Below are 24143 nucleotides of genomic sequence, written 5' to 3'. Positions count from 1 at the left end.
TCCTCTTGCCTCAGTATGTGGATAAAAGCTTGTTATTCGTATCTTCCTTAATCTTCATTTAAGCGCAGGCAGCGATTAATAAAAGGAATTATATGGTCATTCTTTATGTGCTCTTAGTGTTAATTTGGTCCACCGGTTTCATTACCGGTAAGCTGATTGTTGGCCTGATGGACCCCAACATTTATTTGGGCATTCGTTTCTTATTGGCGGCTTTGTTGTTTTTTGCCTTGGCGCTTTGGCAGCGTCGAACTTTTCCATCACGACAAGAGCTACCTCAGCAAATATTGGCTGGGGTATTAATGAGTGGTTTGTACCTTGGTCTTGCCTATGTTGCCATTGCTAAAGGGTTGCCGGCAGGTGTCATGGCATTGATTGGCGCTTTACAGCCCGTGTTGGTGACCTTGTTAGCCTTCCTGTTGATTAAAGAAAAGACGTCTTTTTTAAGCATGTTCGGTATGCTGATTGGCATCATTGGCTTGTTGTTGGTGATTTCTCCCGCATTGGAGTTGGACATGAGTCACGGTGGCGTCACTCTGTTGACGCTTTGCCTTGCTGTTGGAGCCATTTTGGCTTTATCCCTCGGTGCCATCTATCAGAAAATGTCGATTGCTTCCTCTGACATCATTGTTTCCATGGGCATTCAGAACTTAGCCGCTGGTGCGGTGGCGTTTGGTTTTGTGTGGATGTTAGGTGAACACGTGTTTGTTGCTCAATGGCCATCGTATTTATTGTTGTTTTGGGGGGCGGTGGTGTTGTCGGGTGGCGGTGTGTTTTTAATGGTTTGGTTGCTAAGGAAAATCCATGCATCGCAAGTCGCTATGCTGTTACTGTTAGCGCCACCTCTCGCTGCCGTAGAGAGTTATTTCTTATTCGCTGAGACCATGACAATGGTGCAAATAATCGGCTTTGTTATCACTATAGGTGGGGTTTATTTTAGCCGGCTAAAGGCTTAACGACGTTTGTTTTCACGCAGTCTGAGCTTCGCTTCAAAGCGATCTAACTGAGTGCCAAAATTTTCCAGTTGATCCACAAAGGCATCGACTTCGATCTTGCTTGGTAGTAATTGACTATCAGACTGTAAATGTTGTACCAGTTGGATGCGTGCTTGGGTGGCAAGTTCTTTACTCCACGACCACTGAACTCGTAGTAAACGTGCCAGAGTGGCGGCGGGTAAATCACCAATGTGATCTGCTAATAAGCCTTCCCAATCCAGTTCGAAGTTTTCCATCACTTTATGCAAGGTCATCAGTGCTTGCGCATTACCCTGAATGCGTAGATCGCCATCAAAGAAGCCATCGCCTTCGAGCAGTTTACGATAGGCTGAGCTTGGCCCTTGTACTAACGTATCTAATTTAGGGTCGAGTTCGATGTCTTCTAGATGATCAGGCTTGTGTAACATCACGCCTTGTTCAAGGATATGTACCTGTAGAATGAGTGAAAAATCTTCCACATACAGGATGACCTGTTGCCCTGCGAGCTTGCTTAGCCTTTGCTGAGAAGGTGTATCTTGCTGAAGAGCAAGGTTAATACCATGTTCAATCGCGCTAATGGCAGACAAGCTGAGTGAGCTCATAACAGGTTTTCCTAAATTTGAGAGTGCTGTTTAGTGTTGATGAATTTGAATCACGGAAGTGTCCCGCGTCTTCCCTTCTTTTTCAAGGCGAGTTAAGTACATTTGCCATAACTGATCGTGGTTTTTTCCCAAATTATGTAAGTATTCCCAAGTATAGAGGCCAGAGTCATGGCCATCGTCAAAGGTGATCTTTAACGCGTAATTCCCTGCGCCTTCAATGTTCTGTATGAATATGTCCTTTTTACCGTATTGGAGAATGGGCATTTGTGCCCCATGACCTCGAACTTCAGCAGAAGGAGAATGCACTCGTAAAAATTCGGCACTCAATTGAAAGCTTTGACCATCAGAAAAGGCCAGCTCAAGTTCACGGGACTGTTTGTGGTAATGAATTTTGGTTGGTGTGAGCATGATGTTTACTCTAAATAAAAAGGCGAACCACTAAGAAGTGGTTCGCACTAATTTAGCACTAAGCCTACAGGATGTATTGGCTTAGATCTTCGTCTTTGGCGACTTCACCTAGCTGTTCATCCACATAAGCGGCTGTGATGTCAATTTGCTGACCTTCTGGCATATCGCAAGCTGAGTAAGATACCTCTTCAAGTAAACGCTCTAACACAGTGTGAAGGCGACGAGCACCAATGTTTTCAACGGTTTCATTCACTTGGCAAGCAATCTCGGCAATGCGAGTAATGCCTTCGTCGGTAAAGTTCAGATTGATGTTTTCCGTTTTCGCTAAGGCCACGTATTGTTTAGTCAGAGACGCGCTTGGTTCAACTAAAATGCGTTTGAAGTCTTCAACGGTCAAGGCATCTAGCTCAACCCGAATCGGTAAACGACCTTGTAGCTCAGGAATCAGATCTGACGGCTTAGTTAAGTGGAACGCCCCTGAAGCAATAAACAAAATATGATCTGTTTTGATCATGCCGTACTTGGTATTGACGGTACAACCTTCTACCAAAGGCAATAAATCACGTTGGACCCCTTCACGAGACACTTCACCGCTGGTGCGTTCTGAGCTTTTGGCGACTTTATCGATTTCATCTAAAAAGACGATACCGTTTTGCTCAACCGCTTCAACAGCACGGGCTTTTAGTTCGTCTTCATTGACCAGCTTTCCGGCTTCTTCATCGCGCACTTGGCGTAAGGCGTCTTTGACTTTTAACTTGCGCTTCTTTGTTTTATTAGAACCGAAACTTGAAAACATGTTCTGCAATTGGCTGGTCATTTCTTCCATGCCAGGTGGTGTCATGATTTCCACGCCAACGGGCGCATCAGCGACATCAATATCGATCTCTTTGTCGTCTAATTGGCCTTCACGTAGCTTTTTACGGAAGATTTGGCGTGTGGTGTTCTCATTGTTCAACTCTGGATCACCACCTCGAGCTGGTGGTAGCAATGCATCAAGGATTCGATCTTCGGCCGCGTCTTCTGCTTTGTGGCGTAACTTTTCAGTTTCTTGCTCGCGCAGCATTTTGATGGCCATTTCTACGAGGTCGCGGATGATGGATTCCACATCTCGACCAACATAACCGACTTCGGTGAACTTGGTGGCTTCAATTTTAATGAAAGGCGCATTCGACAGTTTCGCTAGACGACGGGCGATTTCAGTTTTACCGACACCCGTCGGCCCAATCATTAGGATGTTTTTAGGCGTGATTTCTGCGCGCATGTCTTCTGGTAATTGCATTCGACGCCAACGGTTACGAAGTGCGATGGCGACGGCGCGTTTGGCTTTTTGTTGGCCAATAATGTGATTGTCTAGGGCGTTAACCGTCTCTCTTGGGGTCATACTGCTCATCATTTGGTCTCTTTTAATGGGTCTGTTTGACGTCGTGAATCAATTAAGCGGATTGATCTTCCAGCTTGCCTTCAACGACAATCTCTTCAATGGTTAGACTGTGGTTTGTGAACACACAAATATCCGCCGCGATGTTAAGGCTTTTTTCCACAATCTCTTTGGCTGTAAGGTCCGTATTGTCGATCAATGCTCGGGCAGCGGCTTCAGCATAGTTACCGCCAGAGCCTATTGCTAAAGCGCCGTGCTGAGGTTCTACCACATCACCGGTCCCAGTTATGATGAGGGTGCTTTCTTTATTGGCAACAATGAGCATAGCTTCAAGCTTGCGTAAGGCGCGATCTGAGCGCCAGTCTTTTGCTAGATCAACGGCCGCACGAACGAGATGACCTTGGTGCTTCTCTAGTTGGCCTTCAAAACGTTCGAATAGGGTGAAGGCATCCGCCGTGCCACCGGCAAAACCAGCAATGACTTCACCATGGTATAAGCGACGTACTTTGCGAGCGTTGCCTTTCATCACAGTGTTGCCAAGAGATACTTGTCCATCGCCACCTACGACGACTTGGTTGCCTTTGCGTACAGTTAGAATCGTTGTCATGCTTTACTCCAGTTTCGATTCTAACAAGGTGGGGGCAAGCGATGAGATTTCAAGCGGTGAACGTGCACGGAATGGCGTCGTCCATACTGTGCACTTTTATCAAGAGAATTAAGGCTCTTTCTTTACTTTGTATGAAAAAGAGGAGATGTCCATAGAGACCAGCTTGTCCTCGGCGCGATTCATTTTCGAGCGAGAAATATAAGGGCCAAGTATCACGCGATACCAAGGTCGGCCATCTTTGCCTATGGTTTTTCGAATGCTGGCTTCTACTAGTCCCGATAAAATGAGTTTGGCGCGTAGGCGATCTGCATCGTCAGAACTTCGAAAGGAGGCCGCTTGTAACATGTAATAAAAATCTTGTTCACCGCGCGGCGTAGATTGATAAGCATCCACATGACTCGTATCAACTTCGCTGTCTTGCAGAATTTGATAGAACTCAAAGTTGTCTTTTTTCGCAGTGGTTTGCTCCGCAGGTTTCTTGACGGGTTTGGCTTTTTCGACGGTTTTCGGTTGTGGCGCGGGCTTTGATGGTTTCGCTGCACTTGCTTTTGCGGCTTCTGGGGCAATTTGGCTAAGTTGCATTAAACCGTAAATGAAGGCCAGCAAGATGGCTGGAATGAGCAACCATAACCACCAAGCGGTTTTGCGTTTTGCTACAGGTGGCGGTGTACGACGAGTTGCGCCTTTTTTCGGGCGACTCCCTTTGCTAGCAATGTAAATTGGCTTAAACATAGTGTGTTGTTGGTTTACTCAAAAATGGGGCGTCATGCAGGGCACATTATGCGTTGTCGCTTAATAAGTTTCCAGTGGATCGACGTCGATAGCGAAACGAATTTTATGTTGTTTGGTGGCTTGTTCTAACCATTGCGTTATCCAATCCGTGGCTTGATGCAATGGCGCCCTAGAGGCCGACTTAATTGAAATCAAGGCTCGGTGCTGACCTGCCTTGCGAACAATGATAGCAGCATAAGGACCCACCATGTAAACGTCCGGTGAGAGCATGGGGGTGAGGTCGTTTTTCAGAGCATTCAAGAGCTGCATGGCTTCTTGTTCGTTGGCGGATTCAGCCCGAACAATTACTTGGTGGTAAAACGGTGGTAAAGAGAGGGATTTGCGTTCAGCCAGACCATCAATTGCAAAGTGTTCATATCCTAGGTTGCACAAGCATTCAATGGCGGCATGGTCGGGGTGGTAGGTTTGCAATAATACATGGCCTGGTTTTTTGGCTCGACCCGCTCGACCAGCAACTTGAGTGATAAGTTGTGCTGTACGCTCCATACCGCGAAAATCGGATGAAAATAAGCCTGCATCGGCATCCATAATGACCACCAAGGTGACATTCGGAAAATGATGGCCTTTAGCGAGCATTTGGGTACCAATTAAAATGGCTTGGTCATGTTCATGGATCTTTTGTGTAAGCTTGGTCATCGCTGACTTGCGTTGAGTACTGTCTCGATCAATGCGCAAAATAGGCGTGTCTTTAAACAGCGTATTGAGTTGAGTTTCTAACTGCTCTGTGCCTTCTCCAACCGTGAACAATTCTTCGCTTTGACAATCTGGGCATTGATGAATCAAGGCTTTTTGCGAATCACAATGGTGGCAATGCAGTTTGTTTGCGCGTTTGTGTACCGTAAGGTTGACGTCACAGTGGTCGCACGTCGCAATCCAGCCACATTGATGGCACATCAGTGTTGGTGCATAACCGCGACGATTCAAAAAAATTAACACTTGTTCTTTGCGCTCTAGGGCGAGCTTCATATTGCTCAGCGCCGTTTCACTAAAACCATGAACGAGAGTTTGTCCCCGTAAATCGACTCTTTCCATTTTCGGAATATGAGCGTCCCCAGCCCGTTGACGCAATTTTAGCCATGAGAAGCGCTTTTGTAGAGCATTGGTCAAACTTTCATAGGACGGTGTAGCGGACGCCAGTAAAACCGGAATGTTCAGGTTTTGTGCCCGTTTTACGGCGAGGTCACGAGCATGGTAGCGAAATTTTTCGTGTTGTTTATAAGAGGCATCATGTTCTTCGTCGATAACCATGAGACCAAGTTTTGGTGCGGGAACAAAGACCGCTGAGCGGGTGCCTATGATGATTTTGGCGTGGCCATTGGCGGCGAGTAGCCACGCATCCAGACGTTCTCGGTCATTCATATTGGAATGCATGAGAACAATGTCGGTGTTAAATCGTACTTCAAAACGTTTTAGGGTTTGGGGGGTTAACCCGATCTCAGGCACCATCACCAACACTTGCTTGTCTTCTTTGATGCACTGCTCTATTAAACGTAAAAAAACCTCTGTCTTGCCACTGCCTGTCACGCCATCTAATAAGGAAACGTGGAAGTGTTGACGGTGCTCAAGCAAAGAGTCGATCGCGGCAGCTTGCTCGGCATTGAGCGTTGGAGGAACTTGAGTCTGGTGCGTGTGTTTTTCGCCTGCTTTATTAAAGGCTCTTGGTTCTCGTCGTAATAGCCCTTTTTCTTCAAGGCTTTTGCCTGCAGCAGGCGCCAGATCCAATACCGAGGCCGCTTGTTGACTGAGGCCGTTCGGATGTTGTTGAACAGCTTTTAAAAAGTCTTGCTGGCGTGGTGCACGGCTTAGCTGCTGGACATCGAACGTTTGACTGGTTGCAGTGGTAAACCACCAATTCTCAGTGCGAAATTCGGCATTTTCTCCTTTGCGAAGTAAAACGGGTAAGGCATGAAAAACCACATCGCCGATTGGGTGGTGATAATAACGTGCCGCCCATTCGCAGAGCGCCATGAGTTCTGGGGTAATGACTGGCTGTTTATCATGCAGTGAGGTGAGAGGTTTGACTTCCTCTGGGTTCCAGTCACTGGTGTCACTGAGGGCAACAATGACGCCTAAACGGCTGCTTTTCCCAAATGGCACTTTGACTCGCATGCCCGGCTGTAAGTCATGGCGTAAGGCAATGGCTTTTGGCACTTTATAGTCGAATAAAGTGCGCATTGGCACAGGCAAAGCGACTTTAATATAAGGGTGCTGAGTGAGTAGAGCCTCTTGCATGCGTTTAGTTAAGCCTTGTTTAGTAAAGGAAAAAGTTTAGCTGTTGGTTTATAGGCTTAGTGTACGCTAGAGCGAGGCGTTTACGCGAGGGGCAATTTTATGTGAAAAGAGTGATAAAAGGCTTGATGAATCGTTAATTGATCCCTAAAATACGCCGTTCTTGGTACCACTGTACAATGTCTGTACAACGAATCGTGCGGTGCTTGGCGAGGCGAAAGCCCTTTTATGTCGATCAAGTGGCGGCACACCAAACTTTAAGGTAGAAACAATGCAAAAAGATATTCACCCAAATTATTCTGCGATTACTGCAACTTGTACTTGTGGTAACACTTTGAATCTTAACTCTACAATCGGCAAAGACATGCACATCGATGTATGCAGTAACTGCCACCCATTCTACACTGGTCAGCAAAAAATGCTGGACACTGGTGGTCGTGTGGATCGCTTTAACAAGCGTTTCGGAGCACGTCGTACTACTAAGTAATTGGTGGCATGATTGTGAGAGTGTTAAAAAAGCGCCGAGTTTACTTGGCGCTTTTTTTATGTCTGTCATTTAGTGCTGGCGCTACTGAACTTTGTCGGGCAACCGGGCCATTAGAGCGTGCGCAGATTAAACGCATTGTCGATGGCGATACGATTCATTTAAGCGATGGTCGTAAGGTGCGTTTAGTTGGTATTAATACTCCAGAATTAGACCATAAAACGGGTCATCATCAAGCCTATGCCGAACAAGCTAGACAGTTTCTCGCCTCTCGCCTAGAAGGTGAGGTGTTTATCCAGAAGGCTAGAAGCGATCAAGATCGCTATGGTCGTAAGCTCTATTACCTGTTCGATAAAGATCGTATTTCACTGACAAGTCAGTTACTATCTGAAGGGCTTGGTTATCGTATTGCGGTGCCGCCGAATTTAGCTTATCAGGCATGTTTTGTCGATGCTGAAAACGCTGCTCGTAAGGCTCATAAAAGGTTATGGCAACACAATTTGCAATGGCAGCCACAAGCTGGTTTTGCAATCGCTAGAGTGAATATCTCTTCCGTTACCCGCAACCGAGGAGGTTGGTGGCTAGAAACACAACAGGATCTAGTAATCAACTTGTCACCCTATGTCTCAGATTATTGGCCCGCTCAAACCGTGTTTAGTTTGCAGGGAAAGACCATTGAGATAAGAGGCTGGCAACATCACAGAAAAAATCGTAACAACGCTTTTAAATCGTGGGTTTTATCGGTAAGACATCCGAATGACTTGCGTGAAATCAAGGACCTTAATTCTAATTGATTGATAGAATATTCCAATGGTTTTGTGCTTTAAAGTGTGTGTTAGATAGATTATTCTGACGAACCAAAACGATAAGGTGTCATTTTTTGGTAGGAAGATGCAGTGCATTTATCACCAAGAATAAGGCCCACAGAAAAGCAACTAATTCAATAACACCAAACAGACGGAAACATCATAATGGCAGAAGATATGAAGCAAGCTGCATTGGATTACCATGAGAATCCAGTTCCAGGTAAATTGAGCGTTACTATTTCAAAACCAACAGAAACGGCTCGTGACCTTTCCTTAGCTTATAGCCCAGGTGTGGCTGAGCCTTGCCGTGAAATTGCGAAAGACCCAGAGAATGCTTATCGCTACACTGGTAAAGGTAACTTGGTCGCGGTTATTTCTGATGGTTCTGCCATTCTAGGTTTAGGTAACCTTGGTCCATTGGCGAGTAAGCCCGTTATGGAAGGTAAAGGCTTGTTGTTTAAACGCTTTGCTGGCATTAACTCAGTGGACGTGGAAGTGGAATCTGAAAGTCCACAAGCGTTTATTGATACCGTTGCGCGTATCGCGAATACCTACGGTGGCATCAACCTTGAAGATATCAAGGCGCCAGAATGTTTTGAAATTGAACGTCAGCTTATCGAACGTTGTTCTATCCCAGTATTTCATGATGACCAACACGGTACTGCGATTGTAACAGCGGCAGGTTTGTTAAACGCGCTTGAGCTTCAAGGCAAAGACATTGCGGATGCGAAGATCGTTTGTCTAGGTGCGGGTGCAGCGGCGACAGCTTGTATGAAGCTGATCATTGCCTGTGGTGCTCAGCGTGACAACATTTTTGTGTTGGACCGTAAAGGCGTTATTCATTCTGGTCGTGACGATTTGAACCAATTTAAAGCTATGTTCGCAATCGACACAGACAAGCGTACTTTAGATGATGCGATTGATGGTGCGGATGTGTTTATCGGCGTATCGGGTCCTGATCTATTGTCTGCTGATCAGTTGAGCAAAATGGCCGCTAACCCAGTGGTATTTGCATGTTCTAACCCAGATCCAGAAATCAGCCCAGAATTGGCACGTCAAACTCGTAGCGATTTGATCATGGCGACAGGGCGTTCTGATTACCCTAATCAGGTCAATAACGTATTGGGCTTCCCATTCATTTTCCGTGGTGCATTGGATGTTCGTGCAACACAAATTAATGAAGAAATGAAAGTCGCTGCGGTTCATGCTCTGAAAGACTTGGCGAAAGAAGAAGCACCAGCTGATGTTGTCGCTGCTTACGGTGGTACTGCATTGAGCTTCGGTAAAGAGTACATCTTGCCTAAGCCAATGGATTCTCGCTTGCTAAATGTTGTTTCTGCTGCCGTTGCACAAGCCGCAGTCGATTCTGGTGTGGCACAACTTCCATACCCTGATTTCTACCCACTTGAGAACCTAGACCACTTCGGTGCTTAAGTTGCGTACAATACTTTGATAGACCTTTTCATGGTCTAATCACAGCAAAAAAGGCGATACTCTTTTCTGAGTCTCGCCTTTTTTTATGACGAATCATTGCCATGTCAGGAGAGTGTTGATGAGATTAGCAATTTACTGTGGTTCCGCAGAGGGACGCTCGGAAGATTATATGAAGAGTGTTTGGTCATTAGGTCAGTACTTGGCAAAGCAGGGTGTGGATGTGGTGTACGGCGGTGGCAATGTCGGTTTGATGGGTGTGATTGCGAATTCGGTATTGGACGCTGGTGGAAAGGTGATTGGTGTGATTCCAAATCATTTAAAACAAAAAGAGATCGCTCACCTTGGTTTAACTGAGCTCCACATTGTTGCTGATATGCATGAACGCAAAGCGAAAATGATGGCATTAGCCGATGCTTTTGTGGCGTTACCCGGCGGTGTGGGCACCTTAGAAGAAATATTTGAAGCGTGGACGTGGGGGCAGCTGGGTCTGCACCAAAAAGCATGTGCTTTTTATAATGTGAAGGGGTTTTACGATCCTTTATTTACCATGGTGGAAAGCATGCAAAAAGCGGGTTTTGTGAAGCCCGCTTATCTTGATATGTTGATTCGAGAGTCGACACCAGAAGCGTTATTGGTGGCACTACGAAACTATCAAGCGCCGCAGGCAAAATGGTCTAAGAGCGAATAAAACTAAGAAAAAACCATAAAAAAAGACCCACGTCAAAGCAGGTCTTTTTTATGGGTTAAGCTTATGAAGGCGCTATTTAGAATAGATTTTCCAGAGCGCTGCTTTCTTGTTTTTCTTCCTGTACTTCACTGGCGGTGCTGTTGTCTAACGCTGGTGAGTTGAGGTCACGTTTAGGTGGAACGTGGTCTTTGCGGAAAATCTCAAAGATCGCATTGTTTTGGCCCGGTAGCGCTCGCTCACCTGTTTTTGGGTCAATGCGAACGGTAACTAGGCTCGAGGGCTTAGCAACGTAATCTGGTGGTGTGTCTTGTAGTGCGTAACGCATGTACTCAATCCAAGGGGGTAAGGATACTGAACCACCCCATTCAGATCGACCACCGCTGTAATGGCCAAGTGGCGAGGAATTGTCGAAGCCACTCCATACGGAGGTGACAATGTGTCCATTGAAACCAGAGAACCAAGCATCACGTCCATCGTTGGTGGTACCAGTTTTTCCTGCGATGTCGTCACGTTTGAGAACTAACGCGCGTCGACCAGTACCGTATTTAATGACATCGCGCATCATGTCGTAAATGATGTAATTGACTTCAGGGTCTAACACTTGTGGCGCAACAGGTAAGCTATTGATGCCATCGGCATTATTAAAAAGCCCCATTTGTGGTTCATCTTCCGAGCTTCTTTCTAACAGTGTACACGTCTCACAAACCGTCACTGGTGTGGCTTGGAAAAGCGTTTGACCATCGCGGTCCACAACACGATCTATTAAATAAGGTTGTACTTGATAGCCACCGTTCGAGAAGACGGCATAACCAGCGGCAATTTGTAACGGAGATAAGTTGGCACTGCCTAAAGACAAGGATAAGTTATGTGGTAACTCATCAGGATCAAAACCGAAACGTTTTAAGAAGTTCAGTGTTGGACGAATGCCGAGCTCGTCCAATAGTCGAACGGAGACAATGTTTTGTGAGCGGTACAATGCTTGGCGCAAACGGGTTGGCCCATAAAACTTACCGCCATCATTGGTGGGACGCCAAGCCGTCGCCAGATTGGTGTCATTAAACACCACAGGCGCATCATTGATGATACTCGCGGCGGTATAACCACGAGCCAAAGCACTGCTGTAAATAAACGGTTTGAAGTTTGAACCTGGTTGGCGCTTAGATTGTGTGATGCGGTTGAATTTATTTTCGTAGAAATTAAAACCACCAACCAAAGATTGTATTGCGCCATTTTTGCTGTTCAATGAAATCAATGCACTTTGTACGTCGGGCTTTTGAGCCAGCAGCCAACCTTGGCTGTCATCCGGCCGCAAACGAATGACATCACCAGGCACTAGGACGTCAGCCATGGTTTGCGGAGCAGGACCTTGGCTATCGGTATCGATATAGGGTTTTGCCCATTTGACGGCTTCCCAGGATAGCGACACACGTTCACCATTGACCATACGTACGTCTGCCGTTTTTTCTTCTGTGGCAATGACTAAGGCGGCTTGCCAGTCTTTAAATCGACTGACTTCTTCTAGCGCGGCTTGCTGTTCTTCAAGTGGTGCGTCGACTAGGTCAATACGAGTTTCAATCGAGCCACGGTAGCCATGGCGCATGTCGTAACTAATCACGCCATTGTAAACGGCTTCATTTGCGGCTTTTTGACGACCAGAATCGATGGTGGTGTACACCGTCATACCGTTATTGTAAAGGTCATTACCAAAGGTAGTGTAGAGCTCAGAACGCACCATTTCAGCAATGTAGCCCGCTTCAATATCAGGCGTAACACCATGGTTTTCAGCGGTCACAGGGGATTCTACAGCGGCTTCATAAGCTTGTTTGTTAATCATGCCAAGGGACAGCATACGCTGTAAAATCCAGTTTCTTCGAATTAACGCTCGGGAAGGGTTAACGATTGGATTGTATCGCGAAGGCGCTTTGGGGAGGCCTGCAATCATCGCAATCTGAGCGAGGGTCAGCTCGGATAAGCTCTTGCCATAATAGACTTGCGACGCGGCTTCGAAGCCATAGGCGCGTTTGCCTAGATAAATTTTATTGACGTAAAGTTCAAGAATTTCATGTTTGGTCAGTTCCCGTTCCATCTTCAATGCAATGAAAATTTCGGTGAATTTACGGGTAAAGGTTTGTTCAAAAGATAAGAAGTAGTTACGGGCGACCTGCATGGTAATAGTGCTACCACCGCCTTGTTTCTGGCCTGTGGTAATCAGTTGTACGACAGCACGGCCAAGGCCAAGAATATCAACACCGGGATGGTGGTAGAAGTTCGTGTCTTCTGCAGCCAATATGGCGTGTTCAAGGTTGGCTGGGATGTCTGCATAGTTAATTGGGGAACGGCGCTGTTCACCAAATTCGCCAATCAATTGGTTATCGGCGGTGTAGATGCGTAAGGGGATCCGCAGCTCTATGTCTTTTAGTTCTTCCACGGTCGGAATACGATCTTTTACATTGTAATAAATCGCATAGGTGATACCAGCCGCACTAATTGCTCCTAATACACCGAGAAAAAAGAGAATTTTTAATACCTTAGCCATAGATAACCAATTGCCACTGGATGAAAAAGAACCATTATACCTAATATCTTCATAGAATTGGCGCTTAACTTTGCAGCAAAACGTGTTATCTTGAGAAAAAAGTTTGGTATGGATACTGACCTTCGAAACTTCATTAAAAATAACATCAAGGATGAAAGATGGCACTCGCTTTAAATTATTCAATTGCTCTATTTTCAGGGCAGGCTTGTCAGCTTTTTCACTCTTCCGAATACCGTGAATTATTGCCGCGATTATCGTCCTCTGAGTCTTCAGCGCCATCGGCGGAAAGCATCAATGCGTGCTTAAAAGGGGTTGACTTTGCCTCATTGGACTGTGCTTCAAGATTATTAATACTCATACCGGACGAATGGCTTAGTGTGACTCAGCATAGCTTGGATCATCCTGTTTCTGCTCGATTATTGCCTTTAGCTGCACTCAGTTTCGCGGTTGAATCGACTTACGCTACCCCCGACAATACCTTGTATGCATTTCAGCATAAAACAGCGTCAGCTCATGAGACACAACTCACCGTGTATGCTTGCTCAAAAAACTGGTCCGAGCCTTTATTTTCGGCGTTTCAACAGCAAGGCCGACACTGTATTTTAGTCGCTTACAGTCAATTTAAAGACTTCTCATCTCGGTCTTGGTCTTATTGTACTAGCCAGCAAATCTCAGGCTATCGCCCAGAATATGAAAAACAGCAAAAAGTGCGTCGCTGTCTATGGCTTGGCGTGATATTAAGCCTAGTGATTCATTGTTTGGCTGTGGGGTTGTATTGGTATCTTGAGCAGGCGGCTAAGTCGGCGGACATGGCTTATCAGCAGGTGATGGATGTGACCTCAAATTGGTCACAAGATCAGCTAGCGAGCCCCTTTGTATTGACGGCTTTGAATATGGTGCAAAGCCTGCCTGACCGTGTCAGGGTAGAGACATTTCAGGGTCATGGTGAACAAGCGCAGATTCATTTTAGTTTGCCTCATGCCATGCTGAAAAGGGTATTGGATAACTGGCGCAGCATGCACCCTCAATGGCGTTGGAAAGTCGAGAAAAATACGCTTTTAACCGTTGATCAAGAGGAAGTGGTGAATGTCTCCGTTCAAGTCTTCCGCTCTTAATATGTCTTTCCTACGCATGCTGAATGGGCGCTTAATACTGTTTTTTTTGTGCTTACAGATGGCGATCTGGTATCCGTTTTTATTTTCTGTCTATGAAGACTGGAAAAGAGAAGAGAAAAATTTAGCGAATGCTTGGCAGCGCTGGCATAAGGTTCAACGGCAAGATGATCGCTTGTTAGCGCTGTCATTATCTGATTGGGAATGGCTCGATCAGACGGCTATTAAAAAACGCAATCGCTTGGTCACAGGTTGGCGCCTTGAAGGCGTGGCGCACATGACTCAATGGCAACCTGTGTTAGAAGTGGTGCAGGAAACGTTGGCCGTATCGGTAATGGGAGTCGATTGGCAGCGGCAAGTCGATGGCCGTTGGCGAGGTATCATTGAATTGGATGTACAATTGCCAATGGCAAATCGAGAGTTTGAAAACTGGCTGCCAACGCCTTTTCGAACAACGCATTTTAATGCGCGAGATTGGCGCTTATTCTCCACAATGAAAAGTGCTGACCGGCGTTCAGCTCTCGTACAATTTCGTCGTAAACAATATTGGCTTCACGAAGGCAGTTGGATACCCGAAGCGGGTGTTAGTGTGCTTTCTGTGTTGGCTGATCGCATTATTTTAGTCGCCAAGGATGGCTCGAAATATACGCTATTAATAACCACAAGGAGGTCAGAGGATGACAGTTTGCTGCAGGAGGTGGCTGATTAGCGTAACAGGACTATGTTTTAGTAACCTGTGCTTATCATTGGATGTGTACTTCGAAAACAAGCCATTGCAAGAAGTGTTGCCTTGGTTAGCCGCTCAGTTAAATGAAAGTGTGGTGATTAGTCCGGACATTGACCGCAATCTAACCCTGTCTATCAAGGATGCCAGTTGGCAAGACGTATTAGCGGCCGTGGCTCGTCAACCTGGCATTAGTTTGCAATGGCAGTCTGAGGTAGCAGTATTGATTCCGGACCAAACCATGTCTGAACCACCTCTGTGTCAACGTTCGTTTTGGCCTTTGAAACACGCTAAGGCGGAATCTGTTAGTAAGCATTTACAAACTCTTTATCCTTCGGCTTCCATTGTGGTAGACCACAGAACGAATGCATTACTGGGGTATTATTGTGCGCCGTTGGAAGGGATGGATGAGGTTTTGGCTTGGTTGGACTCGCCATTAAAGCAGATTGAGATCAGTGCTCAAATTGCCCAGGTCAGTCGATCGGCTCAGTCACAATTTGGTGTTAATTGGCAAAGCATCTTGTCCCAAGGGGTACGCTCTTCTATCGGTGGTGCGATTGATCTTGGTGCTCTGGCACCCACGAGTGAATTTAATTTGTCGGCTAACGGCGCAAATAGCTTGTTGTCGTTAACGTTGGATATGCTGGAAAGCGAGGGCATGGCGAATGTGGTATCAAAGCCGAAAATCGTGACGTCTGCTGGCCAAATCGCTCGAATTGAATCGGGGACAGAAATTCCGTACCAGACGGTGAGTGATGATACGGTCAGTGTGTCGTTTCGACAGGCCGCACTCATGTTAGAAGTGACCCCTTATGTAAAACAAGATGACCACATTTTATTAGAGTTGAGTATTCACCAAGATTCGGTTGGTGAGTTGGTTAATGGTGTACCGAGTTTGAAGACCAATCGCTTAACCACCCAAGTCATGTTGAGAGATCAGGAAACACTGGTTTTAGGTGGTGTATTTAGGGAAGAAAGCTTTACGACGGAAAGTCGAGTGCCCTTGTTGAGTTCTGTACCTTGGTTGGGAGAATTATTCAAAAGTCACTCAAAACAACAAGAAAAGGTTGAATTACTTGTATTTATTACGCCAAAACTGCTACAAATGACGGTAAACTAAGACCTATTCTTAATTGGCTTAATTTCTGTGTAACAAAATACAATGATAAATGCCCCCAATATTATTTTAGTAGGCCCAATGGGCGCTGGAAAAACAACAATAGGCCGTTTGATTTCACAATCGATGGGCAAAGAGTTTTACGACCTAGACAAAGTCATAGAAGACAATGCAGGTGCCGATATACCATGGATTTTTGAGCGCGAAGGGGAAGAAGGGTTTCGTAAAAGAGAAACACAGGCGCTTTCAAACATGATTCAATCAGATACACACAATACGGTCCTCGCGACGGGTGGCGGTATTGTCATGCGCCCAGAGAATCGCGATATTTTGCAGCAAGATGGCTTGGTGGTGTACTTATATGCTTCGGTAGCGCAGCAGCTTTATCGAACCTCGAAAAGCTCTCATCGTCCTTTGTTGCAAACGGGTGATCCGAAAGCCACGTTGAAAAAATTATTCGAAGTGCGCGACCCTCTTTATAGAGACGTGGCGACTTTAGTGATCGAAACGGATGCTCGTCATCCGAAAGCCGTTGCCAATAAAGTATTAGACGCCATCAAGCGTTATTTAACATCGGAGGATAACCAGTCCTAATGCGTACCTTAACCGTGGATCTTGGTGATCGTAGTTACCCTATTTACATCGGTAGTGGTATTCGCCAACAAAAGGCCCTATTTGATGAGGCCATTCATGGCAAGCAAGTCATGATAGTGACGAATGATACTGTTGCCGCTATTTATTTAGAGGCTATGGTGGCGATGCTGTCCGAGGATTATCAAGTTGATACTTGTATTCTACCGGATGGAGAGGCTTACAAAACGCTGGATACTTATGGCTTGATTATGTCTTCCTTATTACAAGCTAGACATAATCGTACGACGACGATTATTGCTTTAGGCGGTGGGGTTGTCGGAGACATGGCTGGGTTTGCCGCCGCGACGTATCAGCGTGGTGTGCCATTTATTCAAGTGCCGACGACCTTATTATCTCAAGTGGATTCATCTGTCGGTGGTAAAACGGGTGTAAATCATCCGTTGGGTAAAAACATGATTGGTGCTTTTTATCAGCCACAAGCGGTCATTATTGATATTGATTCGTTGTCGACCTTACCGCCACGTGAATTGTCTGCTGGTATGGCGGAAGTCATCAAATATGGTTTGATCTGTGATGCGGAGTTTTTCGATTGGTTAGAACTTGAAATGACCGACTTGATGGCGCTTGAATCGAATAAGATTACAGAGGCCATTTATCGGTCTTGTTTGGCGAAAGCCAATGTTGTTGCTCAAGACGAGCGAGAAGGCGGTATTCGTGCGATTTTGAATCTGGGTCACACCTTTGGTCACGCGATTGAAGCTGAGCTGGGTTATGGTAAATGGTTACACGGTGAAGCGGTTGCAGCAGGTTGTGTGTTGGCAGTGGATCTATCATGGCGCATGGGACATTTAAGTGAACAGGATGTTAATCGTTCTGTGGCTTTGTTTGAGGCTGCTAAGTTACCAGTGCTACCGCCACAGGAAATGACCTTGGACAGCTTTGTTGAGCGTATGGCGTTGGATAAGAAAGTGTTGGATGGTAGCTTGCGTTTGGTCTTACTCGCGTCACTAGGTGAAGCCATGGTAACGTCAGATTTTCCAATAGACGCTTTTGAATCCTGTATTTTGGATGCGCTTGAAGTCGGTAAACAGGCCAGTTTGGCATAATATTTGTTGGTGATATCTTAGAAGGAAGGATATGTCTCAGCCAGAGTTTCAGTTTGATCTCGAGGAAGCCTTGAATCAGCCCTCCAAAGGGCCGCTGAGGGATCCTTTTGGCTCTAAGGATGCGTCTGTCTACTTTGCTTCGGAAGAAGGTAACCAACAACTGGCTTTGCTGGAACATTTAAGTCGCTATAGTAATTTACTTTCTGTCGTACAAGGCCCAGAAGGCAGCGGCAAAAGTCGTTTCTTGATGGAGTTTGCTCGTCACCAAGATGAGATGACGGTGATTAGCCATGTGAAAGCCAGCATGTTGATGACGGCTGGTCAATTATTACAAGCCATCTACGCTGGTTTTTCTGGCCACTTCACCCAACCACCCAATGAGGCTACATTTGGTCCTTTGCTTAAGTTTGCTCATGAGCTAGAGGATAAAGGTCAAGCTGCATTAGTCTTGATTGATAATGCCCAAGAGCTGAATACCGATGCGGTGAGTATGTTATTGGACATGATGTCCTTGGCGACGGAAAATCAAACCGTGCCGCATATTGTGCTGTTTAGTGCTCATTCATTAGGACGTAATCTGGATGCCTATCAACGTTCTCGTTATGAGCAATTGAGTCACTCTTTCAGTCTTGCACCTTATTCATTAGAACAAACTCGTGCTTATATGTTGCATCGAGTTCGTGCGGTTGGAGGTGGGATTAATCTGCCGTTTACGGACAAACAGATCAAGCAAATCCATCAAGAATCAGGTGGTTATCCTGGTCGTATTAATGAAATCGCCCAGCGTCTGATGGGTAAAGGGAACAAAGCTAAGTCTGGAAAAGGGTTTAGTTTGAGTATGGGGTTCCCATTGGCTCACATGGCGTTATTGTCGATTGTGATGTTGGGTATTTTAGTGGCGGTATTGTTTTCGGATAAAGCGGAAGACACATCAAATGATCGCACTGCAAATGTTATTCCGTTAAGCCCAAGGCAGGGACAATCTTCTGAAGCAACCATTGCTCGTATTGATGCGATGCAGCGACAAATCGGTCAACAAGGGCAAGTGGTTTTGCCGCCGATTCCTGAAGGTGCATCGTTACCGGCTATTAGCATGTCTAAAAGTAATGAGGTCCGTTCAGAGTCGATCGCACCAAGTATTGAGACGGCGCCAATTCGGTTGGAAGCGCCCATTCGAGCAGAGGCGCCTATGTTGGCCGAATCACCTGACATAACCGAGCCAAAACCTGTTGTACCGAAAACGGAAGAAACCGCGGTAAACACACCTGATGATGTGTTCAATAAAACTCAGTGGTGGTTATCGCAAAACCCGAACCGCTATACTCTTCAGTTATTAGGGACTCACAATCAGCAAACCGTAAAAGACTTTATTCGAGACCAAGGTGGTATTGATGCCTTTGGTTACTTTAAAGCTCAGCATAATGGCCGTGATTGGTTTGTGGTTGTGTATGGTTTGTATCGAAATCGCAGTGAAGCCATTGCCGCCGCGGAAACGCTACCGAGTGATTTGCGTACCTTGAATCCTTGGGCAAGAAGCGCTCGGGGTATTCAGGACGATATCCGCAAGGCCCAATAAAACCGCATTATAATCTTCTCTCAGATAAGAAAAACTCATCGAAAAATGCTGTCGGATGCGTTTTTCTGTGGGTCATTCGTGAAAAAAAATCACAATTTAGTAAAAATAACTGTATTTCTCTAAAAAACGTGAATGAACAGAGGAATTTTCTGTTTGCAAAAACTCCTGCCATAGATAATTCTCTATCGCCCTCTAAATTGCCTTAAATTACCCTATAAAAAGCCCTAAAATAACAGAATGCAGGGCAGCTCGAGTTTGAGTCACCGACTTCCTCGGGGTAGTATGAGCCTCCATTTCGGTGGCTTTTAGGGTAAATAGTAGTCATTATCAAAACACTTTTCTAATAATAGAATCACTTTTAACCCCGCCACCAGATAGACGATTCGACATCTTATTTTTTTATGTTTCAACTGTGGGAGTTGGTGTATGAATGCAGGCCTTTATCGTCCTGGCGAGTTCAAAGACAACTGCGGCTTCGGCTTAATTGCACATATGGAAGGCAGTACCAGTCATGAACTGCTAAAAACCGCCATTGAATCTTTGACATGTATGACGCACCGCGGCGGTATCGCTGCAGACGGGAAAACGGGCGACGGTTGTGGCCTATTGATTCAAAAGCCGGATGCGTTTTTACGTGCAGAAGCCGATACCTTGTTTAACCATACCCTTTCGGATTTGTATGGCATTGGTATGGTCTTTTTAGACCAGGACCTAGCACTAGCGGAAGAACAACGTGTACGTGTGACGAAAGAATTAGAAGAGCAAGGTCTGAAGGTCGTAGGTTGGCGTGAAGTGCCAACGGATCCCTCTTGCCTAGGTAGCATCGCATTAGATTGCTTACCTCGAATTGAGCAAGTCTTCATTGATAGCAATCGTATGGACGCCCGTACGTTTGCCACCCGTTTGTTTGTGGCACGTCGTCAAGCCGAAATTGCGTTGGCACAGTATGAGAATTTTTACATCTGTTCTTTGTCAGACAAGGTTTTGTCTTACAAAGGTCTGATGATGCCAGTTGATCTGCCGTCTTTTTACAAAGACCTTGGTAACGAAAAACTGAAAACCGCTATTTGTGTGTTCCACCAACGTTTCTCAACCAACACTTTACCTCGTTGGCCGTTGGCGCAGCCTTTCCGTATGTTGGCGCACAATGGTGAGATCAACACCATTGAAGGTAACCGTAACTGGGCATTGGCGCGTGCTAGTAAATTGCGTTCACCTTTGATTCCAGAGTTACAGGACTTACAACCTTTGGTTAACCTGACGGGTTCTGACTCTTCCTCTATGGATAACATGTTGGAAATACTTGTCACTGGTGGCATGGACATCTTTCGTGCAGCGCGTTTGATTATTCCACCTGCATGGCAAAATGTTGAAAACATGGATCCAGAGTTACGTGCTTTTTACGAGTACAACTCGATGCACATGGAACCTTGGGATGGTCCAGCTGGCTTGGTCATGACCGATGGCCGTCATGCTATTTGTATGTTGGACCGTAACGGGTTGCGTCCATCTCGTTGGGTTGTTACCAAAAATGGCTTTATTACTTTGGCATCTGAAATCGGTACCTACGATTACAAGCCTGAAGATGTGGTCGCGAAAGGTCGTGTTGGACCAGGGCAGATGCTGGTGGTTGACACTCAGACTGGTAAAGTGCTGCATACAGACGATATCGATAACCGTCTAAAGGCTTTACATCCATACAAAAAATGGTTGAAGCAGGAAGCGATTCGAATCGAAACTATCTTGGTGGAGTCGTCTCAGGAATTCGAACCCTTTACCAAAGATGAGATGACGACGTATCAGAAGATGTTCCAAGTGTCTTTTGAGGAACGTGAACAAATCTTCCGTCCGCTGGCTGAAAGTGGTCATGAAGCCGTCGGTTCGATGGGGGACGATACACCTATGGCGGTGATGTCGAGTCAGACTCGTCCAGTCAGTGACTACTTCCGTCAGAAGTTTGCTCAGGTGACGAACCCACCGATTGATCCACTGCGTGAATCCATTGTGATGTCGTTGGAAACCTGTGTCGGTGTGGAGCGTAACCTGTTCGAAGAAACACCGAAGCACGCTAATCGTATTATTTTATCGTCGCCACTGTTGTCACCTCGTAAGTTCAGCCGTCTGTTGGCGATGAACGATCACAGATTCCGTTTAGTTCGCTTGGATACGAACTATGATCCGGCCGAAGCGTCTTTAGAAGAATCCATCAAAGCCTTGCAATTGAAAGCCGAGCAAGAAGTGCGTGATGGCGCGGTGATTCTGGTGCTAACGGATCGTGATTTGGCTAAGAGTCGTTTGCCGATTCCAGCGCCAATGGCGGTTGGTGCGGTTCACCACCACTTAACCAAAGTGGGTTTGCGTTGTGATTCTAACATCATTGCTGACACGGGTTTTGCTCGTGATCCTCATCAATTCGCTGTGTTATTAGGTTTTGGTGCGACGGCGGTTTATCCATATCTATCGTATCGTTTGATTAACGACATGATTGATAAAGGCGAAGTCTTGGGGGATCCCATTGCTTGCCATGCGAAATATCGTAAAGGCATTAACAAAGGCCTGATGAAAATCCTATCAAAAATGGGTATTTCAACCATGGCATCTTATCGTGGTGCACAATTATTCGAAGCGGTTGGTTTGGCAAAAGATGTTATCGACCTCTGTTTCAAAGGGGTTGCGAGTCGCATCGAAGGCGCAAACTTCATTGATTTCCAACGTGAACAAGCGTCCGTGGCGAATAACGCCTGGAAACTTCGTAAGCCGATTCAGCAAGGCGGTTACCTAAAGTACGTACACGATGCGGAATATCATGCGTTTAATCCAGATGTGGTGCGTAACCTACAAACTGCGGTAGGCAGTGGTAATTTTGCTGACTTTACTAAGTACACTGAATTGGTAAACAGTCGCCCAGCCTCTATGTTGCGAGACTTGTTTGCTATTTCAGATAACGCGACGCCAATTGAATTGGATCAGGTTGAGTCGATTGAAAGCATATTGCCGCGTTTTGATTCGGCTGGTATGTCGCTTGGTGCCTTGTCACCTGAGGCGCATGAAGCCTTAGCACAAGCAATGAATGAACTAGGTTGTCGTTCAAACTCAGGTGAGGGTGGTGAAGATCCTGCTCGTCACGGTACAGAACGTCGCTCAAAGATTAAACAGATTGCGTCTGGTCGTTTTGGAGTCACACCGGAATACTTGGTCAATGCTGAAGTGCTGCAAATTAAGGTAGCGCAAGGTGCGAAACCGGGTGAAGGTGGTCAACTACCTGGTGGTAAGGTAAATGGCTTGATTGCTCGTTTGCGTTATGCCGTGCCAGGTGTGACTTTGATTTCACCACCGCCGCACCATGATATTTATTCTATCGAAGATTTGGCTCAGCTGATTTTCGATTTGAAACAAGTTAACCCTGATGCTTTGGTTTCCGTAAAACTGGTATCTGAACCGGGTGTAGGCACGATTGCCGCTGGTGTGGCGAAAGCCTATGCGGATTTGATCACCATCTCTGGTTACGACGGTGGAACGGCCGCGTCGCCGATTACCTCGATTCGCCATGCGGGTTCGCCTTGGGAACTTGGTTTAGCGGAAGCGCAACAAGCCCTTCGTGCCAATGATTTGCGTGGCAAGATTCGCCTCCAAACGGATGGTGGTTTGAAAACCGGCTTGGACGTGGTGAAAGCCGCTATCCTTGGCGCTGAAAGCTTTGGTTTTGGTACCACGCCAATGGTTGCTATGGGTTGTAAGTTCTTGCGTATTTGTCACTTGAACAACTGTGCTACCGGTGTGGCGACTCAGGATCAAAAACTGCGTGATGACCACTTTATTGGCACAGTGGAAATGATCAAAAATTTCTTCCGCTTTATGGCCGAAGATACGCGCTTGTGGCTAGCAAAATTGGGTGTTTCAAATTTACAAGACTTAATCGGTCGTACGGATTTGTTGAGCCTGTTGCCAGGTGAAACTGAGAAACAACGAAATCTAGACTTGTCTCCGATTTTGAACAATGACGCGATTCCAGCGGACAAGCCTCAGTACTGTGAAGTACCGTTGAACCCGCCACATGATAAAGGCCTATTGGCGTTAAAAATGTGGGATACCGTGAAAGACGTTGTTGAAGAAAAAGAAGGTGGTGAATTCGCTTTTGATGTGACCAACTGTGATCGTTCTATCGGTGCCCGTTTGTCTGGTGAAATTGCTAAACGCTATGGCAACCAAGGCATGGCTGATACACCGTTGACTTTAAAGCTGAAAGGTACGGCAGGACAAAGTTTCGGTGTCTGGAACGCCGGCGGTCTGAACATGTACTTAGAAGGTGATGCTAATGACTACGTTGGTAAAGGCATGACTGGCGGTAAGTTGGTTATTCGTCCTCCTCGTGGTTCGATGTTTGAATCGCAAGATTCGGCCATTATTGGTAACACCTGTTTGTACGGTGCAACAGGCGGTAAATTATTCGCCGCAGGAACCGCAGGTGAGCGTTTCGCTGTGCGAAACTCAGGTACTCATACGGTTATCGAAGGCGCAGGTGATCACTGTTGTGAATACATGACGGGCGGTATGGTAACGGTACTGGGTAACACGGGATACAACTTTGGTGCTGGTATGACAGGCGGCTTTGCTTACGTACTGGATATGGATCGCACCTTTGTTGATAAGTACAACCATGAGTTGGTAGAAATTCACCGCATAGGTACGGAATTAACAGAAGAATATCGTTCGCACCTTCGTTCTGTAATCGAAGAGTATGTTCGTGAAACTGACAGTGAGTGGGGTAAAGAAATTCTAGAGAATTTCTATGACTACATTGGCAAATTCTGGCTGGTAAAACCGAAAGCCGCGAGTTTAGGGGCGTTGTTGGCCAGTACTCGTCAACGTCCAGAATAAAACACGCTGTCATGGCACGTCATTTTTTGCATGACGTGCCATGAATGAATTTGATTTGACCCATTTGAGAGAAGTGCCGCTTGCGAGCAAGCGGCCACAGG

19 protein-coding genes are annotated in these 24143 nt (G+C 46.1%); 12 read left to right on the top strand and 7 right to left on the bottom strand.

What is annotated here, in order from left to right:
* Positions 1-92: 92 nt before the first annotated feature.
* Positions 93-953 (top strand): DMT family transporter, encoded by an 861-nt coding sequence (locus tag ACHUFM_RS14765; protein ID WP_394183112.1) that lies wholly within the window; start codon positions 93-95, stop codon positions 951-953.
* On the opposite strand, the gene ACHUFM_RS14760 is transcribed toward ACHUFM_RS14765, so the two are convergent.
* From ACHUFM_RS14760 to ACHUFM_RS14735, 6 genes are all read right to left on the bottom strand, one after another.
* Positions 950-1573 carry a ubiquinone biosynthesis accessory factor UbiJ gene (locus tag ACHUFM_RS14760; protein ID WP_394183111.1) on the bottom strand — a complete coding sequence of 208 codons (624 nt, stop codon included), beginning with the start codon at positions 1571-1573 and terminating at the stop codon, positions 950-952. The two genes, ACHUFM_RS14765 and ACHUFM_RS14760, sit on opposite strands and share 4 nt — an antisense overlap.
* 30 nt (positions 1574-1603) lie before the next feature.
* Complete coding sequence (locus ACHUFM_RS14755) at positions 1604-1981, bottom strand: gamma-butyrobetaine hydroxylase family protein (RefSeq protein ID WP_394183109.1); 378 nt, start codon at positions 1979-1981, stop codon at positions 1604-1606.
* 64 nt (positions 1982-2045) lie between these two features.
* Positions 2046-3371: an ATP-dependent protease ATPase subunit HslU gene (gene hslU / locus ACHUFM_RS14750; protein ID WP_394183129.1), complete on the bottom strand. Its 1326-nt coding sequence runs from the start codon at positions 3369-3371 to the stop codon at positions 2046-2048.
* A 43-nt stretch (positions 3372-3414) separates the two neighbouring features.
* Complete coding sequence (gene hslV / locus ACHUFM_RS14745; RefSeq protein ID WP_063333609.1) at positions 3415-3966, bottom strand: ATP-dependent protease subunit HslV; 552 nt, start codon at positions 3964-3966, stop codon at positions 3415-3417.
* Between the two features lie 108 nt (positions 3967-4074).
* The gene (locus tag ACHUFM_RS14740; RefSeq protein ID WP_394183108.1) at positions 4075-4698 is read right to left on the bottom strand and encodes an SPOR domain-containing protein; all 624 of its coding nucleotides are present in this window, start codon (positions 4696-4698) and stop codon (positions 4075-4077) included.
* 60 nt (positions 4699-4758) lie between these two features.
* Positions 4759-6990: a primosomal protein N' gene (locus ACHUFM_RS14735; protein WP_394183107.1), complete on the bottom strand. Its 2232-nt coding sequence runs from the start codon at positions 6988-6990 to the stop codon at positions 4759-4761.
* A 268-nt stretch (positions 6991-7258) separates the two neighbouring features.
* Here ACHUFM_RS14735 and rpmE point away from each other — a divergent pair, with 268 nt between their 5' ends.
* The 4 genes from rpmE (at position 7259) to ACHUFM_RS14715 (ending at position 10399) form a co-directional block, all read left to right on the top strand.
* Positions 7259-7474 (top strand): 50S ribosomal protein L31, encoded by a 216-nt coding sequence (rpmE, locus tag ACHUFM_RS14730; RefSeq protein ID WP_013797718.1) that lies wholly within the window; start codon positions 7259-7261, stop codon positions 7472-7474.
* A gap of 8 nt (positions 7475-7482) precedes the next feature.
* On the top strand, positions 7483-8265 hold the full coding sequence (locus ACHUFM_RS14725; protein ID WP_394183105.1) for a thermonuclease family protein: 783 nt from the start codon (positions 7483-7485) through the stop codon (positions 8263-8265).
* A gap of 177 nt (positions 8266-8442) precedes the next feature.
* Positions 8443-9711, top strand: coding sequence for a malic enzyme-like NAD(P)-binding protein (locus ACHUFM_RS14720; protein ID WP_394183103.1), 1269 nt, complete (start codon positions 8443-8445; stop codon positions 9709-9711).
* Between the two features lie 118 nt (positions 9712-9829).
* Positions 9830-10399, top strand: a complete 570-nt coding sequence (locus ACHUFM_RS14715; RefSeq protein ID WP_394183101.1) for an LOG family protein — start codon at positions 9830-9832, stop codon at positions 10397-10399.
* Between the two features lie 76 nt (positions 10400-10475).
* Here ACHUFM_RS14715 and ACHUFM_RS14710 read toward each other — a convergent pair whose 3' ends face one another.
* Positions 10476-12935: a penicillin-binding protein 1A gene (locus tag ACHUFM_RS14710; RefSeq protein WP_394183099.1), complete on the bottom strand. Its 2460-nt coding sequence runs from the start codon at positions 12933-12935 to the stop codon at positions 10476-10478.
* Positions 12936-13093: 158 nt separating this feature from the next.
* Between ACHUFM_RS14710 and ACHUFM_RS14705 the strand changes: the two genes are divergently transcribed.
* From ACHUFM_RS14705 to gltB, 7 genes are all read left to right on the top strand, one after another.
* A complete protein-coding gene (locus ACHUFM_RS14705) occupies positions 13094-14050 on the top strand; it encodes a hypothetical protein (RefSeq protein ID WP_394183098.1) in 957 nt (318 codons plus the stop codon).
* Positions 14022-14756: a hypothetical protein gene (locus tag ACHUFM_RS14700; protein WP_394183097.1), complete on the top strand. Its 735-nt coding sequence runs from the start codon at positions 14022-14024 to the stop codon at positions 14754-14756. The genes ACHUFM_RS14705 and ACHUFM_RS14700 overlap by 29 nt, the downstream gene beginning before the upstream one ends.
* Entirely contained in the window at positions 14725-15891 is a 1167-nt protein-coding gene (locus ACHUFM_RS14695) for a type II and III secretion system protein (RefSeq protein WP_394183095.1), read from the top strand. Before ACHUFM_RS14700 ends, ACHUFM_RS14695 begins: the two co-directional genes overlap by 32 nt.
* Before the next feature lie 42 nt (positions 15892-15933).
* Positions 15934-16482 carry a shikimate kinase gene (locus ACHUFM_RS14690; protein ID WP_394183093.1) on the top strand — a complete coding sequence of 183 codons (549 nt, stop codon included), beginning with the start codon at positions 15934-15936 and terminating at the stop codon, positions 16480-16482.
* Complete coding sequence (gene aroB, locus ACHUFM_RS14685; RefSeq protein ID WP_394183091.1) at positions 16482-17588, top strand: 3-dehydroquinate synthase; 1107 nt, start codon at positions 16482-16484, stop codon at positions 17586-17588. Before ACHUFM_RS14690 ends, aroB begins: the two co-directional genes overlap by 1 nt.
* A gap of 31 nt (positions 17589-17619) precedes the next feature.
* On the top strand, positions 17620-19164 hold the full coding sequence (locus ACHUFM_RS14680; protein WP_394183090.1) for an SPOR domain-containing protein: 1545 nt from the start codon (positions 17620-17622) through the stop codon (positions 19162-19164).
* Between the two features lie 426 nt (positions 19165-19590).
* A complete protein-coding gene (gene gltB / locus ACHUFM_RS14675; RefSeq protein WP_394183088.1) occupies positions 19591-24042 on the top strand; it encodes a glutamate synthase large subunit in 4452 nt (1483 codons plus the stop codon).
* Positions 24043-24143: the final 101 nt, after the last annotated feature.

Origin of the sequence: Marinomonas posidonica (assembly GCF_043643765.1) — a bacterium.
Lineage (GTDB): Bacteria > Pseudomonadota > Gammaproteobacteria > Pseudomonadales > Marinomonadaceae > Marinomonas > Marinomonas posidonica_A.
This window is presented reverse-complemented; position numbering and strand designations above follow the sequence as displayed.

Excerpts from the sequence above, each read along its gene's own strand:
- ACHUFM_RS14765 (WP_394183112.1), top strand. The coding sequence starts at position 93 with ATGGTCATTCTTTATGTGCTCTTAGTGTTAATTTGGTCCACCGGTTTC.
- ACHUFM_RS14760 (WP_394183111.1), bottom strand. The coding sequence starts at position 1,573 with ATGAGCTCACTCAGCTTGTCTGCCATTAGCGCGATTGAACATGGTATT.
- ACHUFM_RS14755 (WP_394183109.1), bottom strand. The coding sequence starts at position 1,981 with ATGCTCACACCAACCAAAATTCATTACCACAAACAGTCCCGTGAACTT.
- hslU (WP_394183129.1), bottom strand. The coding sequence starts at position 3,371 with ATGAGCAGTATGACCCCAAGAGAGACGGTTAACGCCCTAGACAATCAC.
- hslV (WP_063333609.1), bottom strand. The coding sequence starts at position 3,966 with ATGACAACGATTCTAACTGTACGCAAAGGCAACCAAGTCGTCGTAGGT.
- ACHUFM_RS14740 (WP_394183108.1), bottom strand. The coding sequence starts at position 4,698 with ATGTTTAAGCCAATTTACATTGCTAGCAAAGGGAGTCGCCCGAAAAAA.
- ACHUFM_RS14735 (WP_394183107.1), bottom strand. The coding sequence starts at position 6,990 with ATGCAAGAGGCTCTACTCACTCAGCACCCTTATATTAAAGTCGCTTTG.
- rpmE (WP_013797718.1), top strand. The coding sequence starts at position 7,259 with ATGCAAAAAGATATTCACCCAAATTATTCTGCGATTACTGCAACTTGT.
- ACHUFM_RS14725 (WP_394183105.1), top strand. The coding sequence starts at position 7,483 with ATGATTGTGAGAGTGTTAAAAAAGCGCCGAGTTTACTTGGCGCTTTTT.
- ACHUFM_RS14720 (WP_394183103.1), top strand. The coding sequence starts at position 8,443 with ATGGCAGAAGATATGAAGCAAGCTGCATTGGATTACCATGAGAATCCA.
- ACHUFM_RS14715 (WP_394183101.1), top strand. The coding sequence starts at position 9,830 with ATGAGATTAGCAATTTACTGTGGTTCCGCAGAGGGACGCTCGGAAGAT.
- ACHUFM_RS14710 (WP_394183099.1), bottom strand. The coding sequence starts at position 12,935 with ATGGCTAAGGTATTAAAAATTCTCTTTTTTCTCGGTGTATTAGGAGCA.
- ACHUFM_RS14705 (WP_394183098.1), top strand. The coding sequence starts at position 13,094 with ATGGCACTCGCTTTAAATTATTCAATTGCTCTATTTTCAGGGCAGGCT.
- ACHUFM_RS14700 (WP_394183097.1), top strand. The coding sequence starts at position 14,022 with ATGTCTCCGTTCAAGTCTTCCGCTCTTAATATGTCTTTCCTACGCATG.
- ACHUFM_RS14695 (WP_394183095.1), top strand. The coding sequence starts at position 14,725 with ATGACAGTTTGCTGCAGGAGGTGGCTGATTAGCGTAACAGGACTATGT.
- ACHUFM_RS14690 (WP_394183093.1), top strand. The coding sequence starts at position 15,934 with ATGATAAATGCCCCCAATATTATTTTAGTAGGCCCAATGGGCGCTGGA.
- aroB (WP_394183091.1), top strand. The coding sequence starts at position 16,482 with ATGCGTACCTTAACCGTGGATCTTGGTGATCGTAGTTACCCTATTTAC.
- ACHUFM_RS14680 (WP_394183090.1), top strand. The coding sequence starts at position 17,620 with ATGTCTCAGCCAGAGTTTCAGTTTGATCTCGAGGAAGCCTTGAATCAG.
- gltB (WP_394183088.1), top strand. The coding sequence starts at position 19,591 with ATGAATGCAGGCCTTTATCGTCCTGGCGAGTTCAAAGACAACTGCGGC.